We start from the raw sequence: 15,773 nt of genomic DNA on the forward strand, positions 1-15,773 counted from the left end.
AAGATTTGGGTCGGTCAAGTTTCTGTTTCAATTAGTCACACATTGTCAAACCTTTGCTTTTGCCAAAGCATTTATGTACGGCTACTGTTCATCTCCTATTTAGGATTGCTGTAATTGTATTAAAAAGTACAGTTTTGGGGCGGCAAACTTTAAGAATTCAGGGAAGTTTAAGCGGAGCTGCTGCATACGGTATACAAAGATTTGCCCAGAGAAACTGTTAGACAGAATACGATTCGTGGTTCTTGCAGGCGATCGACGTTGCTCTAGCGGCGATCGAGTTGTTCCCTGTATACTGTGGACGATGCCTGTTGGCAATTTAGCCGTTCGGATCTGGGAGGAACCGTTGACCCTTTCGCTCTCCTCAATTCAGCGCAGTAAATCGCTACACGAGCAAATCTATGAAACCTTGCGATCGAGCATTCTTTCCGGTGAAATTCCTGCTGGTTCTCGCTTGATCGAAACGCAGCTTTCCGAACAGCTTCAGGTCAGCCGCACTCCGATTCGCGAGGCCATCCGCCAGCTTCAGCGCGAAACGCTGGTGACAACCGATGCGAGCGGCAATCTGCGCGTTGCCAAAGTTTCTGCTGCCGATGCCGAACAGCTTTACGACTGCCGCATTGCGCTTGAGCAACTGGCGATCGAGTCTGCCTGCCGCCACGCTTCCCCCAGCCAACTGCGCGAACTCGAAGCGATCGTCACGCAGGCCGAACAGCTTGCTGCCCAACCGCAGCACCATGTGCAAATGCTCGACCTCGACTATCGCTTTCACCGCACGATCGCGGAATCGTCGGGCAATGGCTGGCTCGTCTTTTTGCTCGAACAGGTGTTCAGCCAAATGACCTTGCTGCGTACCCAAACTACGCGCCAAAATCCCAGCGTTCTCGAAATTCGCGTTGAACATCGTCAAATTTATACGGCGATCGCTCAGCAAAACCCCGAAGCTGCGATCGCTGCCATGCGCGAACATCTCGAAGCGAGTCGCCAGCGCGTAATCGAACAGTTGAATTGGGGGCGATCGAGCGATTGAATCCGCTTGGCTGCTGTTGCTCTTGAAACTCGACTCAAACGAACCCGTTCGCTAGGGCACAGCGATCGCATTCCAATTCAGAAAATCTTGCAGCAGGGCGGTGTAGCCTTTGACATTGGGATGGAGGCCATCGGCAGAAAGGCGCGATCGCCAATCGTCGTGTCGAAGCCACTGCTCAAACACATCAAGGTAGGGAATTTTGCGGGCAGCGCAGGCGAGGCGAGTCGCTTCTTTGTAGCGATATTGGTCGGCGTGGCTGTAGTAGAGCGCTTCGGCAAACGGCATTCGCGATTCATCAACGGGCGTCATGCCGACAAACAGAACCGGACAAAGCTGGCAGGCGCGATCGAGCAGATGCGTCAAATCCGCCTGAAACAAGCTGAATTCGGTGAAGTTGCGAGCGTTGGGCGAACCAAGCCGCGCAGAATCATTCACGCCCACTGAGAGGATGATCAAATCCGGTTGACGATGCCGCAGTTCGCCGCGATTGCGAAATTCCGCTTCGAGCCGCTGGGCAACCTGACCGACGCGATCGCCGCGAATTCCCAAGTTGTAAACGGCGTGTCCTGCGCTGTCGGGCTGCATCCACTGTCGCCGCAGTCGCTCTACCCAGCCGCCGCCTTCCAAGTCGCCAAAACCATAAATTAAGCTGTCGCCAAGTGCGATGATTCGCAACGGAGCAGCGTGCAGGCGATCCAGACGAAACTCAGAAACGTTCGCGAGCGTTTGCATGAAGTCAAAAAATGCAGCAGAGAATACTTACTTCTGGAATTTTATGATCCTATGTCGGTTTTGTTGCAAAAAATAACAAGGCGCAGCGATCGTTCAGTGAGTGTCGATCGCGTCCAGATCGAACGGTTTTCAGAAGAAGACTCACGTTAAATTAGTCAATAGCTGCCGCACCCCTTTTAACGATCGTTCATGCCGCTTTCGCCTGTGCCACCTCGACAGCCTGTCATTTTAGGATTTGACCCCGGACGCCAAAAGTGCGGATTTGCCGTGATGGGACTCGATCGCAACTTGTTTTATCACGCCGTGATTGCGTCGGCGGATGCGATCCCCACAGTTCAAACGCTCCGTCAACAATATCCGATTTCCATTTTGGTGATGGGCGACCAAACGAGCGCGTTGGAATGGAAGCAAAAATTGCTCGATCTGCCCGATCCGCTGCGCGTGGTGATGGTAGACGAGCGCTACAGCACCTTAGAAGCTCGCGATCGCTACTGGCAGATGTTTCCGCCCAAAGGGTTGTCGCGGCTGTTGCCGATCGGCCTGCGCGTCATCGATCGCCCCATTGACGATATTGTTGCGATTTTGCTGATTGAACGCTACCTAGAGCGACTGGTGAAATAGCACTTCAGGCGGAAGCTAGCGGCTCGATCGCCCGCAGCGGCAGGGTCACTGTCACAGTGGTGCCGACGCCCTCAGTGCTAGCGATCGAAATGCTGCCGTGATGAGTTTCTACACAGCGCTTGACAACGGCTAAACCCAAGCCCGTACCTTTAATGGAGCCGACATTATTGCATCGATAAAAGGTTTCAAACAGATGTGGCTGATTTGCGGCAGGAATGCCAATGCCTTGATCTTGAATTTGAAAGGTTGCCCAGCCGTCTTGACAGTCCAGCGTAAATTGAATTGTGCCGCCATTTGGCGAATATTTCATGGCGTTGCTAATTAAATTGGTGAGAATTTGACGCAGCAGCGTCGGATCAATTTCGCCCACATTGGAGACACCGCTGCAAACCAATCGAAGCTGATGCCGATCGCTACTCACCTGCAATACTTCAACCAGTTCCTGACAGAAACTGAAGAGATCCATTGCGATCGGTTCATATCGCGCTTTGCCCGATTCCAAGCTGCCAATGAGCAGCACTTCATCAAGCAGATTCAACATGTGATCGATCGCGCCATCGATTTTTTCAAAGTAGCGGGCTTGCACGTCCGGTGATAGCGCGGGCTTGCCGGATGGCAGCGTTTGCCGCAGCAGTTCCGAGAAGCCGCGAATGCTTGTGAGCGGGCTGCGAAAATCATGCGAAATCATCGAGACAAATTCGGTTTTCAGGCGGTTTAATTCTTTTTCTTGCTCGAGTGCTTTCAGCGCTTCGGCCTTTGCCTGCTGAAGATCCATTTGCATTCGGCGCAAGGTGAGTTGATTTTCGACTCGCGCCAGCACTTCTTCAACCTGAAACGGTTTGGTGATGTAGTCTACGCCGCCGACTTGAAAAGCGCGAACTTTGTCGATCGCTTCACTCAATGCGCTCAAAAAAATAACGGGAATGTCTTGAGTTTGTGGGTCAGCTTTGAGCTGTTCGCACACTTCATAGCCGCCCATTTTTGGCATACTAATATCGAGCAAAATCAAATCGGGATGCACCGTTCGCACCGCCATCAGCGCCACTGCACCGCTAATCGCACTACGCACTTCATAGCCTTGCTGCGTCAACATACTTGAGAGCAGCCGCAAATTATTGGGCGTGTCATCCACAATCAAGATGTTGCCTTTGGTGAGGGCAGGAATTGAATTCATGTCTGGGCAGTGACGGTAATCAGGTTGAAAATATCGTTAAAGCGATAGTCAGCAGCAAGCGCTGCCAGCGTATCAGCAAGGACAACTTTTTCAGCCGGAATCTGCTCGATCAAGTCGAGCACCTGGCGATCGCGACAGCCCTGCGCTGCTTCACGAAGTTAAGCAATCCAGTCGGCGGGCATTGCTGCTAGCTCGTGCTGAATTGATTCGACAGCCGCGATCGGCAAAGTGCGATCGGCAGGCTCATATTTGTAGTCTACCCCCAGGTACTGTCCGAGCTTGGCAAGCAATACCTCAGTCTGCACTACAGCACTTAATTTGTTTCTGAACGAGTTGTTAGTTCAACGATGTCATCAAAGCGAAAGTTGTAGGCAAGGTCGCGGAGGGCGTTGGCGAGTTCTACTTCGGCAGGCGGAATTTGCTCGATTAGTTGCAGCACTTGGCGATCGCTACAGCCGCTGGCGGCACGATGCAGTCGGGCAATCCAGTCGGGCGGCATCACGGATAGCGCCGATCGATCGAGCTTCGGCGCGGTGTCCGTCTGCGCTTCTAGCTGCTCGTAGAGATAGCGGATGTCCAGATGCTCTGCTAGCTTCGCCAAAATTTCGTCGGGGTGAAACGGTTTTCGCAAAAAGTCGTCACAGCCAATTGCCAAAATCGCCGATCGATCTTCTTCAAAGGCGCTGCCCGTCACGGCAATGATGATGGGTGGTTTGTTCGTGCTGGCTTTGATCTGGCGCGTCGCCTCATAGCCATCCATCACGGGCATCCGCATATCCATTAAAATCAAGTGCGGCTGCCACTGTTGCCACAGCGCGATCGCCTCTTTGCCGTTTTCTGCCCGCTGCACTTCAAAGCCCAGCGGCGTCAGCAGCTTCAGCAGCAGTTGACTGTTTTCTGATTGGTCTTCGGCCACCAGCAAGCGGTAGGTGGGCTGGTCAGGCATCAGTCCGACAATGCATTGCACTGAGGAAGTGGGTAAATCAAGAGCTTCCGCAAGATTTGCTGCGATCGTGGCGCGAAACATGCTGCCCCGCCCGACTTGACTTTCGACCGTGATGTCGCCGTTCATCAACTGCACAAAGCGACGGCTGATCGCCAAGCCCAGCCCTGTGCCTTCGGGGGCCATCTGGCTCGATCGCGCCTGCACAAATGCACTAAAGAGCGTTTTCATTTCTTCGGGGGCAATGCCAACTCCAGTGTCTTCAACCTCAAAGTGAAGCATGAGGGATGAAGGATGAGTCAGGAAAGATCGATCCTCCTGCCTTGCTTCTGCCCAAGCCCGCAGCGTCACTTGTCCCGCATTTGTAAACTTGATCGCGTTGCCCAGCAGATTCAGCAGGACTTGGCGGAGTTTGCGCTCGTCGGTGTCGATGTAGCGAGGAAGATCCGGGGCGAGGTCAAACTGGAGGTGAAGCTGTTTGGTGATCGCTTTGAGGCGGAACATGGCTTCAAGGCGATCGAGCAGCGCTTTGAGATCAAAGCATCCGGTATTGAGCTTGAGGCTTCCCGCTTCGATTTTGGACATTTCCAGCACGTCGTTAATCAGTCCCAACAGATGCTGACCGCTGGAGTTGATGATTTCCAGGTTGGCGCGATTTTCGGCGCTGAGCAGGCGATCGCGGCTCATCAGTTGCGTGAAGCCCAAGATAGCGTTGAGTGGTGTGCGGAGTTCGTGGCTCATGTTGGCGAGAAATTCGCTTTTGGCGCGGTTGGCAGTTTCGGCAGCATCTTTGGCGCGTTCCAGTTCTGCGGACTGCTGCTGCGTTTGCGCGAGCAAGTCGGCCTGCTGAAGGGCGATGCCAAGCTGTGTGCTGATATGCGTGGCAAGGCTGACTTCGGATTCTTTCCAACTGCGCGGACTGGAATTTTGATAGCTCGCCAGCAAGCCCCACAGCTTTGCGCCTTGGAAGATCGGCACGGTCAGGTAGGCTCTGGTTTCAAAGCGCTCTAGCAGTTCGACATAGCACGGCGAAAATCCAGCTTTGTAGATGTCGTTCACGCAAAGATAGCTATCGCATTTGTAGCGTCCACCCTGATTTTCTTGGAGATAGGTGTCTTCGACAGAATCGACTGCGCCCCAAGCCCGCACAATGCAGCGATCGCTATCTGTCGCTCGCTTGGTTAGTGTCACATCTTCGATAGGCTGCTGTACCAGCGGCTCCCAACCTGCTGCAACAGATTCGGCCACAAAGCCGCCGCTCCAGTCCGGATTGAAGCGGTAAATAGCCACGCGATCGCAGCGCAACAACTGCCGCATTTCTTCGGTTGTGGCGCGAAAAATCTGGTCAAGTTCGAGCGTTTGGCGCATTCGTTCAACCACGCGCAAAGTGGCGCGTTCGCGTTCGGCACTTTCGCGCAGCGCATCTTCGGCCAGTTGGCGATCGAGTTCGGCTCCGGCTCTCGCGCCAAAAATCCGCAAAATCAAATGATGCGTGGAATCGTTGACCATCGGCTGAGTGTCCATGACGCTGAGGACGCCCAGAATTTGGCCGTTTGCATCGGTCAATGGCAAGCCCAAGTAGCTGACGACGCCGAGTTCGTGCAGCTCGGTGTCGGTGGGAAACAGCGTCGGAACTGCGTCTGGATAGTAGCAGACTTCGCCTTGCAGCACTTGCTCAGACGGTGTGCCGATCGCGCTGTAGTCGGTGTCGGGCGCGAAATCTTCGCCGCACCAAAAGGCCAGCGATCGCAACTGCGTCGATCCAGGTGTGATGCACTGGGCAATTTCGGCATAGCGCACTTGCAGCACTTCGGCCAAATAGCGCACTAGCGACTGCAAAAATGCGCTGCCCGTTTGGGCTGCTGTGCCTTCGACAATCAGGCGCAAAGCGGCTTCTTGCCGCTGCTGCAAGGCGGCACTCTGTTTGGCTGCGGTGATGTCGCGAGCGACAATGATCGCCGTTGTATCCGAGAGCGGCGAAATATTCGCAGACAGCCAGCGATCGCGCCCGTCGATCGCCTGAGCATATTCCAGGTTGACAGTGGTGCGATCGTGCAGGCAAGCTTGAATGCCTTGATGCAGGCGATCGGCCATGTCGGGCGGCAGCACTTCATGCAGCGATCGACCCAAAATGTAGCCGGGCAGCTTGTAGGGCGGACTGGTCGGCGCAATTTTGAGGCAGCGCGTGGCGGCATCGCAGACCAGCACCACATCGGTCATGGCCGAGAATAACGCTCGCAGTTCGGCTTCGGCTCGCTTTTGAGCCAAAACGCTGCCAAGCTGAGCGGCGACTGCGGCCACAAGCTGAATCAGTCGTTCGTCCTGCTGGCGCGATTCCACCATAAAAAAGACCAAGACAGCAACGACGCTCGTGCCCTCAGAGGCGTTTCCTGTGACCGTAATCGGCACGCCAAATCGCGCTTTCATGCCGTAGTTGCGGGCGGGCTGCGATCGCAATCGTTCATCGTGAACCGGATGCGGAACGCTATCGACGGGTTCGTCAATGTCGGGAATCCATTCAGGCTGCTGCCGCTGCCAAACGCGCCCCGCAATTCCTTCCCCCAGTTCAAACGTGACACCTGCCAAGTTCCGGCGAAATTCATTCACAGCCGCGATCGCGCCTGCCGTTGCGCCTGCCGAATTGCAGTGCCAAATCGGGCTGCACTCTAGCACGCTGCGATCGGCGGCGGGCAGCCAAACTTCGCCATAGATCCAGCCTGTGGTGTTGCAAAGGGCACGCAGCGCCACTTCCAAAGCCGAATCAAAATCTTGGGCAGCCGCGATCGCCTGCGTGATGCTCAGCAAAAGCTGAATTTCTTCTTCGGCTCGCTGGCGTTGCAGTTCAAGCTGGTGCGTGCTGATGAATTTGCTGATGCTTTGCGCCATCAATTCAATGATTTCGCGCTCGTGGCTGACAAAATCGGGGCGGGGCTGCTGCGAGAAAAAGCACAGCGTGCCATACACCTGGTCATCCACAAAAATCGGCGTGCCAATGTAAGACTCGATGCCCAAGGCGAGATACAGCGGATGATTGCTCATCGACTCGATCGCTCCCACGTGGCTGTAGCAAACGGTGTGGCGATCGTGCACCACCTGTGCACAATAAACATCGTTGAGGCTGAAACGCTGCTCTGGTGCGAGCGACCGAATATCCGAGTGAATCGAGCGAATCGTGTAGCTGTCAGTTTCGACGCGCCCAACCGCTCCAGTGGAAAAGTCGAGAATTTTGCAGCCTGTTTGGATGTATTCCGCGCAGAGCGCTTCGATCGACTCGAACGGCGTCACGTTGAGGCGGTGCAGATGCTTCAGGTTCGTGCTGAATTCGGCCAGCGTTGCTGACGTTCGCAGCAAATCCACTTCGGCCTGTTTGCGATCGCTAATGTCGCCAGTCGAAACCACAAACCGCACAGGCTGGCCGCATTCATCCCACTGCGCTTGTCCGCGCGAGACTACCCACTTGTAGCGATCGTCGCGGCAGCGCAGGCGATATTCGACGTGATATTGCGGCATTTGGCGCGACAGATACGCTTGGTTTGCCTGCATGACGCGATCGAAATCGTCGGGATGGATGCGGCTGCGCCATTCTTCATCTGAGTTGGAGAGTTCTTCTTCGCCATAGCCCAAAATTTCCTTCCATCGCTGCGAGAACAAAACGCGATCGTGCCGCAAGTCGATATCGGCAATGCCGTCGTTGTTGCCGCGAATTGCCAGTTGCCAACGTTCTTCACTGGCTCGCAGTTCCGCTTCCGCAGATTTGCGCTCGGTGATATCGCGGGCAACCCAGATCGCCTGATCGTCGGAAATCGGCGACGACTTGGCGCTAAACCAAAATTCGCGATCGCCGATCGTCACGCAGTATTCGCATTCTTGCGTGGTGCGTTCGGCCAGCGTTGTGTGAATGATCGCCAGAAACCGATCGGCCTGTTCGAGCGGAAATACTTCATAAATGGTTTTGCCCAGCAGTTCATAGGCGGGCTGCACCAAGCGATCGGAATGTGCGGGCGTAACTTTGCAGTAGCGGCCTTCGCGATCGACCACCATCACCAAATCGGTCATGGCGGCAAACAACGCTCGCAGTTCGGCTTCAGACGCTTGCAGGGCAGCTTCGGCCAAGCGGCGGTCGCGAATTTCCTGCCGCATCAGTTGGTTGTGATAGTCCAAAGCTTCGCGCTGCTTGTGCGCCTGTTCCAGCAGTCGCGCCTGAGCGATCGCAATGCCCACCTGCGCGGCGATCGCTTCCAATAATTCAATTTCATCCACCGTCCAGTCGCGGCGAGCGGTTTGCTGAATTGAAAGGATTCCGTTTGGCTGACCTTGGTAGGACGTTCGCACGGCCAGCATTGACTGAATGCCCAACTGTTCGCAGATCGATCGCACTGGGGCAAGCAGCGGATCGGTAAACACATCCGGCGAGGCAACAGCGCGATCGGACGCGAGGATTTGCTGCACATGCGGATTGCCGATTACAGGCACATCCAGATCTGGGTCGATCATCTCGCCCGTAATGCTGTAGGCGGCCACGACTGGAATGCGCGGCGGCACGCTTGCCACATAGGTTTTGATCATGCAGGCATCCGCTTCAAACGCTTTGCCTACCTGCACAACAGTCGTTTCAAAAATCAGTTCGCTGTCGATGTGCGATCGAATCGCATCGGTGACTTGCTGCAAGATCAGCGTGTGGTGCAGTTGCCGCTCCAGCATGGCTTCGGCCTGCTTGCGCTCGGTGATGTCTCGCGACACGACAATCACTTCCGGTTCGCTGCCTAGCTCGACACTGCACACGACGCGGCAGGACATTTCGATCCAGCGCGGCTGATCTTGCACCCGATAGCTTTGTGTGTGAACGCCTGCCATGCGTCCGGCCACATCCAGCATCCGCATCATTGCGCCTTGATCGTGCGGGTGGACAAATTCCAGCAGCGATCGACCCAGCAGTTGATCCGGGTCGTGACCGAGGAGCGATCGACAGGCAGGCGACGCATACAGAAATACGCCGTCTAGTGTGTGGCGCGAAATCATGTCGGTGGAATTTTCTGACATCAGGCGATAGCGGGCTTCACTTTCGCGGAGTGCCTGCTCGGTTTGCTTGCGCTCGGAAATATCTTTGGTCGATCCGACGATGCGAAGCGGTTCGCCCGCCTCGTTCCACTGCGCCTGACCGCGCCCTAGCACCCATTTGTATGACCCGTCATCGCAGCAGACGCGATATTCCATTTGATAGAACAGCGTTTGGCGATCGAGATACGCCTGCATTGCCGCCTGCACTGCTTCGCGATCGTCCGGATGAATGCGAGCGATCCAAGCCTCGCGCGTATCCAGAGTTTGCGTCAAATCGCAGCCGAGTATTTCCAGCATTCGCGGCGATCGAAACACCTGTCCGGTTTGAATATTCCAGTCCCAAATGCCGTCATTGTTTCCCTGAAGCGCCAACTGCCAGCGCTCTTCGGTTTGGCGCAGCAGCAGTTCGGCAGTTTGGCGTTCGTCTTCGACGCGCAAGCGTTCGCGCACTTCCTGCTGGAGCTGCTGATTTTGCTCGAAAAGCTGTCGCTGAAGCCGCTGGAGGCGCAGTTGGTTTTCGACGCGAGCGATCACTTCGGCCATCTGAAACGGCTTGGTGATGTAGTCTACGCCGCCGACTTGAAAAGCGCGGACTTTGTGATTGGCTTCGCTGAGCGCACTCAGAAAAATTACCGGAATGTGACGGGTGCGATCGTCGGTTTTGAGCCTTTCGCACACCCTAAAGCCGTCCATTTGCGGCATCATCACATCTAGCAAAATCAAATCTGGCTGGCGCGACAGCACAGACTGCAAGGCAAGTTCGCCGCTGGGCGCAAACCGCACTTTGTAGCCGCGATCGATCAGCATTTCAGCCAAAAGCTGAAGGTTCGTGGGATTGTCGTCCACCACCAAAATGCTTTCCAAGCGATCATCAGATTCACAGAAATCGGCAGCGTTCATGTTGTCCGTTCGGGCGGTTGGGTAGGCTGAGTGAGCGTGAGGAGCTGCACGTACTGAAAATGATTGGCAAGGCGGGCGATCGCCTCCGCCAGAAACTCGTGCTGCGGGCGAATTTCCGCCACCAGCGACAGCATCCAGTCACGATCGCCTTCCAGCGCCGCCTGATGAAGCCTAGCGATCCACGAGTTTGGCAGTAAAGCAAGCTGCTGGCGCAAGTGGGTCAGATCCGGTACTGCAACAGGTGCAGCGTCGTTTTGATCATTCGAGTCTAAATATTTTTTAATGCTGACGCGAACTTGAGTTTTGTGCAGTGGACGAACGAGAAAATCACTGCATCCTGCCGCCTGCGCGATCGATTGCGCTTCCGCATCGCCGATCGCAAAAATCACTGGAGGTGAATTGCTACCGAGGGCACAAATTTGGCGCAGCGCGTCGATTCCGGCGGGCAGTTGCAGATCGAGCCAGATGAAATGGGGCTGCCAGGTTTTCCACAGCGCCACAATTTCCTCACCGCTGCTTACCTCGCGAATGCGGTAGCCCAGCGATCGCAGCAGCGCCAACAGCAGCGGTCGATCGCGATCGTCCAATCCGACTAAGCAGCGGAACGCCTCAGACGGCAGCGGCGGAGTCGTGATTCCGACCGGAATTGCAAATTCAAACACGCTGCCTTGTCCCACTTCGCTTTGCACCGTAATGTTGCCGCCCATCAACTGCACAAACCCTTGACTAATCGACAGTCCCAGCCCTGTGCCTTCTGCTGTCTGTCGTCCACTTGCCGTTTGTACAAACACTTCAAAGATGGTGTCAAGTCGATCGCGATCGATGCCAATGCCCGTGTCAACAACAGAGAAATGCAAAGTGGTGGGTGCCGAGTGTTGGCCGTTGACGACCTTCACCGTGACGCTGCCGGACTGCGTGAATTTAATTGCGTTGCCGATCAGGTTTATCAGCACTTGGCGAAGTTTGAGTTCGTCAGCGCAAATCCACTGCGGCAGCGCAGGAGCGCGATCGATTTTCAGGGCGATCGATCGGTCTTGTGCTTTGAGCTGAAACATTTCGAGCAGTTCTTGCAGCAAACGGTGCAGATCAAAGCAGCTTTCGTCCAGCGTTAAGCGACCCGCTTCGATTTTGGACGAGTCGAGGATGTCGTTAATCAGTTGCAGCAGATGTTCGCCGCTGCGCTGAATAATATCGACATATTCGCGATGGTCGGCAGGCAACTGGTGACTGAGCGCCATGAGCTGCGTGAAGCCCAAAATCGCGTTGAGTGGCGATCGCAGTTCGTGGCTCATGTGGGCAAGAAATTGACTTTTGGCGCGGCTGGCAGCTTCGGCAGCTTCTTTAGCGCGTTCCAGTTCCAGTGCGATTTGCTTGCGCTCTTGAGCGATGCGGCGACGTTCGGCTTCGGCGCGTTTGCGATCGCTGATGTCTTTGATCACTGCGAGGATGCGCGGTTCGCCTTCGATTTCGATCAGTTCGGCAGAGACCAAAGCAGTTTTGGCTTCTCCGGTTTTGGTGCGAAACGCGACTTCGACATTGTGCAAAGTGCGCCGCTGACGCAGAATTTTTCCAAAGCGGGTAAAGCCTTCGGGCGTCAAGGGAAATTGCAGATCGAACGGCGTGCGGCCAATAATTTCAGCGCGATCGTAGCCGCTGATGCGACAAAAACTAGTGTTCACATCGAGATAGCGTCCGCTGCTGACAGTGGTGATCGCGATCGCATCAGGACTGGCGCGAAACACTTTTGTAAACTTCGCCTCCGACGCTTGCAGCGCTTCGTTGACTCGCTCAAACGATTGCCCCATCTGCCTTGCCATCTGATTAAACGATTGCGCCATCACATCCAGTTCGGTGACAGGTAAATCAACAGGGACACGCTGATTGAATTCGCCCGCTGCGATCGATCGGCTCGCTCGACTCATCCGCAGCAGCGGCTCAGCGATCCAGCGCGATGTACGCAAACCTAAAGCGATCGCCGCCAGCAGCGTCGCCAAACACAGCAGCAGCGTGTTTCGGTTAGACGCCGCGATTTGGCGAGTAAAGTCAGACTTGGGCACAACGACGGCGACCAGCCAGTTGATTCCCAAGTCGCGACCGAACGGCATCACCGTTAGAAATTCGGGTGTGCCGTTGCGGTTAAACATCATTTGATGAGGGCGATCGATTTGGTGCAAATCGCCGAATTTTTCGCTCAAAAAGCGGGTTGCTGCTTGAATTTGTGGGTTTTTGCTGTCCAAGGCCGATCGCCGCTGCTGCTCGCCATCTACCAGGTCAAACGGCGGCTCGTCTGCCGAAGACGCAATCAGCAAACCGTCCTGCTCGATGATAAAGGTCGCGCCCGTCTGCCCAATCTTCAAACTGCCCAAAAATTCACTCAGGCTCGACAGCTTCACTTCAGCATTAACCACGCCCAACAGCCCTTCATCTTGAAAGGTTGCGTCCGCTGAAATCACCAGCCGCGCCGGATTCAACGTTAGGTAAGCACCTTGCCAGAAGGGGCGATCGGCAATTACCGCGTTGCGATACCAAGAACGCTGGCGATGGTCATAGTCGGAATCGAGCGTTGAAGAAAGAATGCGGCCTTGCGCGTCAATTTTGGAGTCAATCAGTCCCCCTTGCGATCGATTCCAGCGCGACAGCACCATCGAGCCATCTTCGGCGTACAGAATGCCGATGTAGTCCGGTTTCTCAGTAGCGATCGTGATGCCGCTGAGCGTGGGAAACTGCTGCAACTGCCGCATCAAATAGCCTTGCAGCCCGCTTAAATTTTGGGCATCGATTAAGCCAGATTCCAGCGCATCCACGTTTACACGATTAACAATCAGCGGCGTTTCGAGGTGATCGGTGAGCTTTTGCTCGATGCGAGCCGCAATCTCCGTCCGAATTTCTTCGGCAAGTTCGGCCACCACCATTTCTCCGTTGCGGTAGGAAAAATAACCGACTAAGCTTACCGCTCCCAAAGTCAGCAGCACAAAAGGAACGACCAGCACCAGACGGAGCGGCCAGCGGCGCGGCTTCATTTTGGAGCGGAATGGCTTCTTCATCGGCAACTGACTGGCATGGGCTAGCAGGCTGAAAGGTTGATCCGAGATGTAGGAGGTGGGCGATCGAGTTCAAATCGGCGTATTTCTTACGATAAGCTGGCAAAACTGATTAGTGCTTGATTTGACGATCGTAAATAGAGACGGGTAAATCCTCGTGAAAATCCTGAATCAAAAATCGAAGATTCGCAATCAGCCTTGCTGAGAACTGTCTTGCTGGGAACTGGATGGAACAGAAGCTGAACCGATCGCGACTTTGCGATCGCCCCCTTCGGGCATCAAGCGATCGGCAAGATGTTCGATCGACTGCTGCTTTCTACGATCGTTGACTGCAACCTTGGCGGTGGCTGTTCTGCAACTGGCTGAATAAGGACTTACGCACTTAGGAACCAGGAAATCAATTTCCTAGCTCAAAGCGCCAGTCCCCAAAACGGACTGGCGATCCCGTAGGGCTGCCAGAACAAACTCGCGAGGATCAACCCATTTGAATGGGTTTGCGCTTTCAGCCGAAACTTGACACGGCCTCTGCCGCTGTCCTATGAGTGTGAATTAGCAGAGCAGTTGAACGACGGCTTCGCTATTGAGCGGTTTGGCAAAAAAATAACCTTGCCCTCGATAGCAGCCTAGTGATTGCAGTTTTAACACTTGTTCTTGCGTTTCGACACCCTCGGCAATTACATCGATCCCCAAGCTGCGCGCTAAATTTGCGATCGCCCGCACGAGGTATTCGCCGCGCTCAGAGTCAAGCTGCTGCACAAACGATCGATCGATCTTCAGCACATCGAGCGGCAAATCATACAGGCGATTGAGCGAAGAATACCCCGTCCCAAAATCGTCAATGTAAAGCTGGACGCCCAGCGATCGCAATTGATGCAACACGTTTTTGCCCACTTCGGCATTGTTCATCGCCGCCGTCTCGGTAATTTCCAGCTTCAAAAATTCTGCGGCCAGCCCGGTTTCTTGCAAGACCTGATCGATCTGTGCAGCCAAGTCAATGCAGGTCAACTGACGACTCGACAAATTGACGCTCACCGAAAGATTGCCAAATCGATCGGGAAATTGCTGCTGCCACTGATAAAGCTGGTGACAAGCTTCGCGCAACACCCACAGGCCAATCTCAAGAATCGAACCGCTTGCTTCGGCGATGCTGATAAATTCAGTTGGTGCCAGCAATCCCAAGGTTGGATGCTGCCAGCGCAATAGCGCCTCGAAGCCGTTGATTTGACAGGTTGCAAGCGACACCAAGGGCTGGTAGTGCAGTCGCAATTCACCATGTGCAACCGCCGATCGCAGTTCGGTTTCCAGCCGCAGCCGCGCCAATTCTTCGGGCGAAACAAGATTGAAAATTGTGTTTGGCTCTTGCTCGATCGTGGTCGTTAGCCGCATCAGCCGCTCAACGTTGCTTGCTGCGATCGAAACCATCCGTTGTCCTTGCTCGGTTAAAAGTCCCAGCCTGCCACTGTCGAGCAGATCAAGTGCACCTTGAATCGCCGTCAGCGGCGTTCGCAGTTCGTGACTAATATCAAGTGCCGTTTCTTGTGCAGCGGAATCAAAATCCAAGTGGTTCTGTGTGTAGGGTTTGCTCAAAGTCATGAAAATTGTTGTAAATAGATGCAGTACCTCGGAGAACAACCTGGATACTGAATTTATCAGGCAGGAAACAGCAACCATCAAAAAAACGAATCGCGTAACACAAAACGGTTCGCGAAAAGACGAATTGATTAACACGAAGAACATTCAAAATTCTCTCATGTCATCTTCGACTTAAGTATCAGTGTAAGCATGAGTTTTTGTGGCGATCGCCGCGATCGCCGCTGATGAATTTGCGGAGAAAACTGGCTTCAAGCGCGATCGCATCTGGTGAACTCCTGTGGTTAAGCAAGTTGAAATTATAGTCTAACTAAAAAACATCTTGCTAGCTCTGTATCGATAGTAGTATTCACATGAATGCCGAGATATTGAGGTACGGCACGCCTTGTCCGACAAGAAGTTTGACCGCAATTCGATCGAGCATTGCTAGTAATGTCTGCATTTCATACAAGTGCTCAATTGAAAAATCAATTCAGCAAATGCTGGCTTTTCTAGAAATTGCAAAAACAGAAGAAATAACAAGGTTGCAGTGCGTCGTCGAGGAATATTCGATCGAGCAGATGTTGTGCATTTCCGTTTCGGCTGAATGCAGAAAATGATTTAACCATGCTTCAAATGATGCAAGCAGCCTTCAAAGTAACGCAGCAAGCTAAATCGATCGCATTGACTTTGAGCAGTCAGAATAAT

Annotated in this window: 9 protein-coding genes; 2 read left to right on the forward strand and 7 right to left on the reverse strand. The window is 54.1% G+C overall.

Features of this window, described 5'->3' with window-relative positions:
- Positions 1 to 301 precede the first annotated feature (301 nt).
- The gene (locus H6F67_RS15075) at positions 302 to 1,027 is read left to right on the forward strand and encodes a GntR family transcriptional regulator (RefSeq protein ID WP_190767448.1); all 726 of its coding nucleotides are present in this window, start codon (positions 302 to 304) and stop codon (positions 1,025 to 1,027) included.
- A 51-nt stretch (positions 1,028 to 1,078) separates the two neighbouring features.
- On the opposite strand, the gene H6F67_RS15080 is transcribed toward H6F67_RS15075, so the two are convergent.
- On the reverse strand, positions 1,079 to 1,759 hold the full coding sequence (locus tag H6F67_RS15080; RefSeq protein WP_190767449.1) for a GDSL-type esterase/lipase family protein: 681 nt from the start codon (positions 1,757 to 1,759) through the stop codon (positions 1,079 to 1,081).
- Between the two features lie 189 nt (positions 1,760 to 1,948).
- On the opposite strand from H6F67_RS15080, the gene H6F67_RS15085 reads away from it, so the two are divergent.
- Positions 1,949 to 2,380: a resolvase gene (locus H6F67_RS15085; RefSeq protein WP_190767450.1), complete on the forward strand. Its 432-nt coding sequence runs from the start codon at positions 1,949 to 1,951 to the stop codon at positions 2,378 to 2,380.
- 4 nt (positions 2,381 to 2,384) lie between these two features.
- On the opposite strand, the gene H6F67_RS15090 is transcribed toward H6F67_RS15085, so the two are convergent.
- From H6F67_RS15090 to H6F67_RS15110, 6 genes are all read right to left on the reverse strand, one after another.
- A complete protein-coding gene (locus H6F67_RS15090; protein ID WP_190767451.1) occupies positions 2,385 to 3,554 on the reverse strand; it encodes a hybrid sensor histidine kinase/response regulator in 1,170 nt (389 codons plus the stop codon).
- Positions 3,551 to 3,676 carry a hypothetical protein gene (locus H6F67_RS28150; protein ID WP_277874598.1) on the reverse strand — a complete coding sequence of 42 codons (126 nt, stop codon included), beginning with the start codon at positions 3,674 to 3,676 and terminating at the stop codon, positions 3,551 to 3,553. The genes H6F67_RS15090 and H6F67_RS28150 overlap by 4 nt, the downstream gene beginning before the upstream one ends.
- A gap of 36 nt (positions 3,677 to 3,712) precedes the next feature.
- Positions 3,713 to 3,859: a hypothetical protein gene (locus H6F67_RS15095; protein WP_190767452.1), complete on the reverse strand. Its 147-nt coding sequence runs from the start codon at positions 3,857 to 3,859 to the stop codon at positions 3,713 to 3,715.
- Between the two features lie 8 nt (positions 3,860 to 3,867).
- Complete coding sequence (locus H6F67_RS15100; RefSeq protein ID WP_190767453.1) at positions 3,868 to 10,455, reverse strand: GAF domain-containing protein; 6,588 nt, start codon at positions 10,453 to 10,455, stop codon at positions 3,868 to 3,870.
- The gene (locus tag H6F67_RS15105) at positions 10,452 to 13,499 is read right to left on the reverse strand and encodes an ATP-binding protein (protein ID WP_190767454.1); all 3,048 of its coding nucleotides are present in this window, start codon (positions 13,497 to 13,499) and stop codon (positions 10,452 to 10,454) included. Before H6F67_RS15105 ends, H6F67_RS15100 begins: the two co-directional genes overlap by 4 nt.
- Before the next feature lie 546 nt (positions 13,500 to 14,045).
- Complete coding sequence (locus H6F67_RS15110; RefSeq protein WP_190767455.1) at positions 14,046 to 15,089, reverse strand: bifunctional diguanylate cyclase/phosphodiesterase; 1,044 nt, start codon at positions 15,087 to 15,089, stop codon at positions 14,046 to 14,048.
- Between the last annotated feature and the right edge of the window lie 684 nt (positions 15,090 to 15,773).

The organism is Microcoleus sp. FACHB-1515, from assembly GCF_014696105.1.
GTDB lineage: Bacteria > Cyanobacteriota > Cyanobacteriia > Elainellales > Elainellaceae > JAAUTJ01.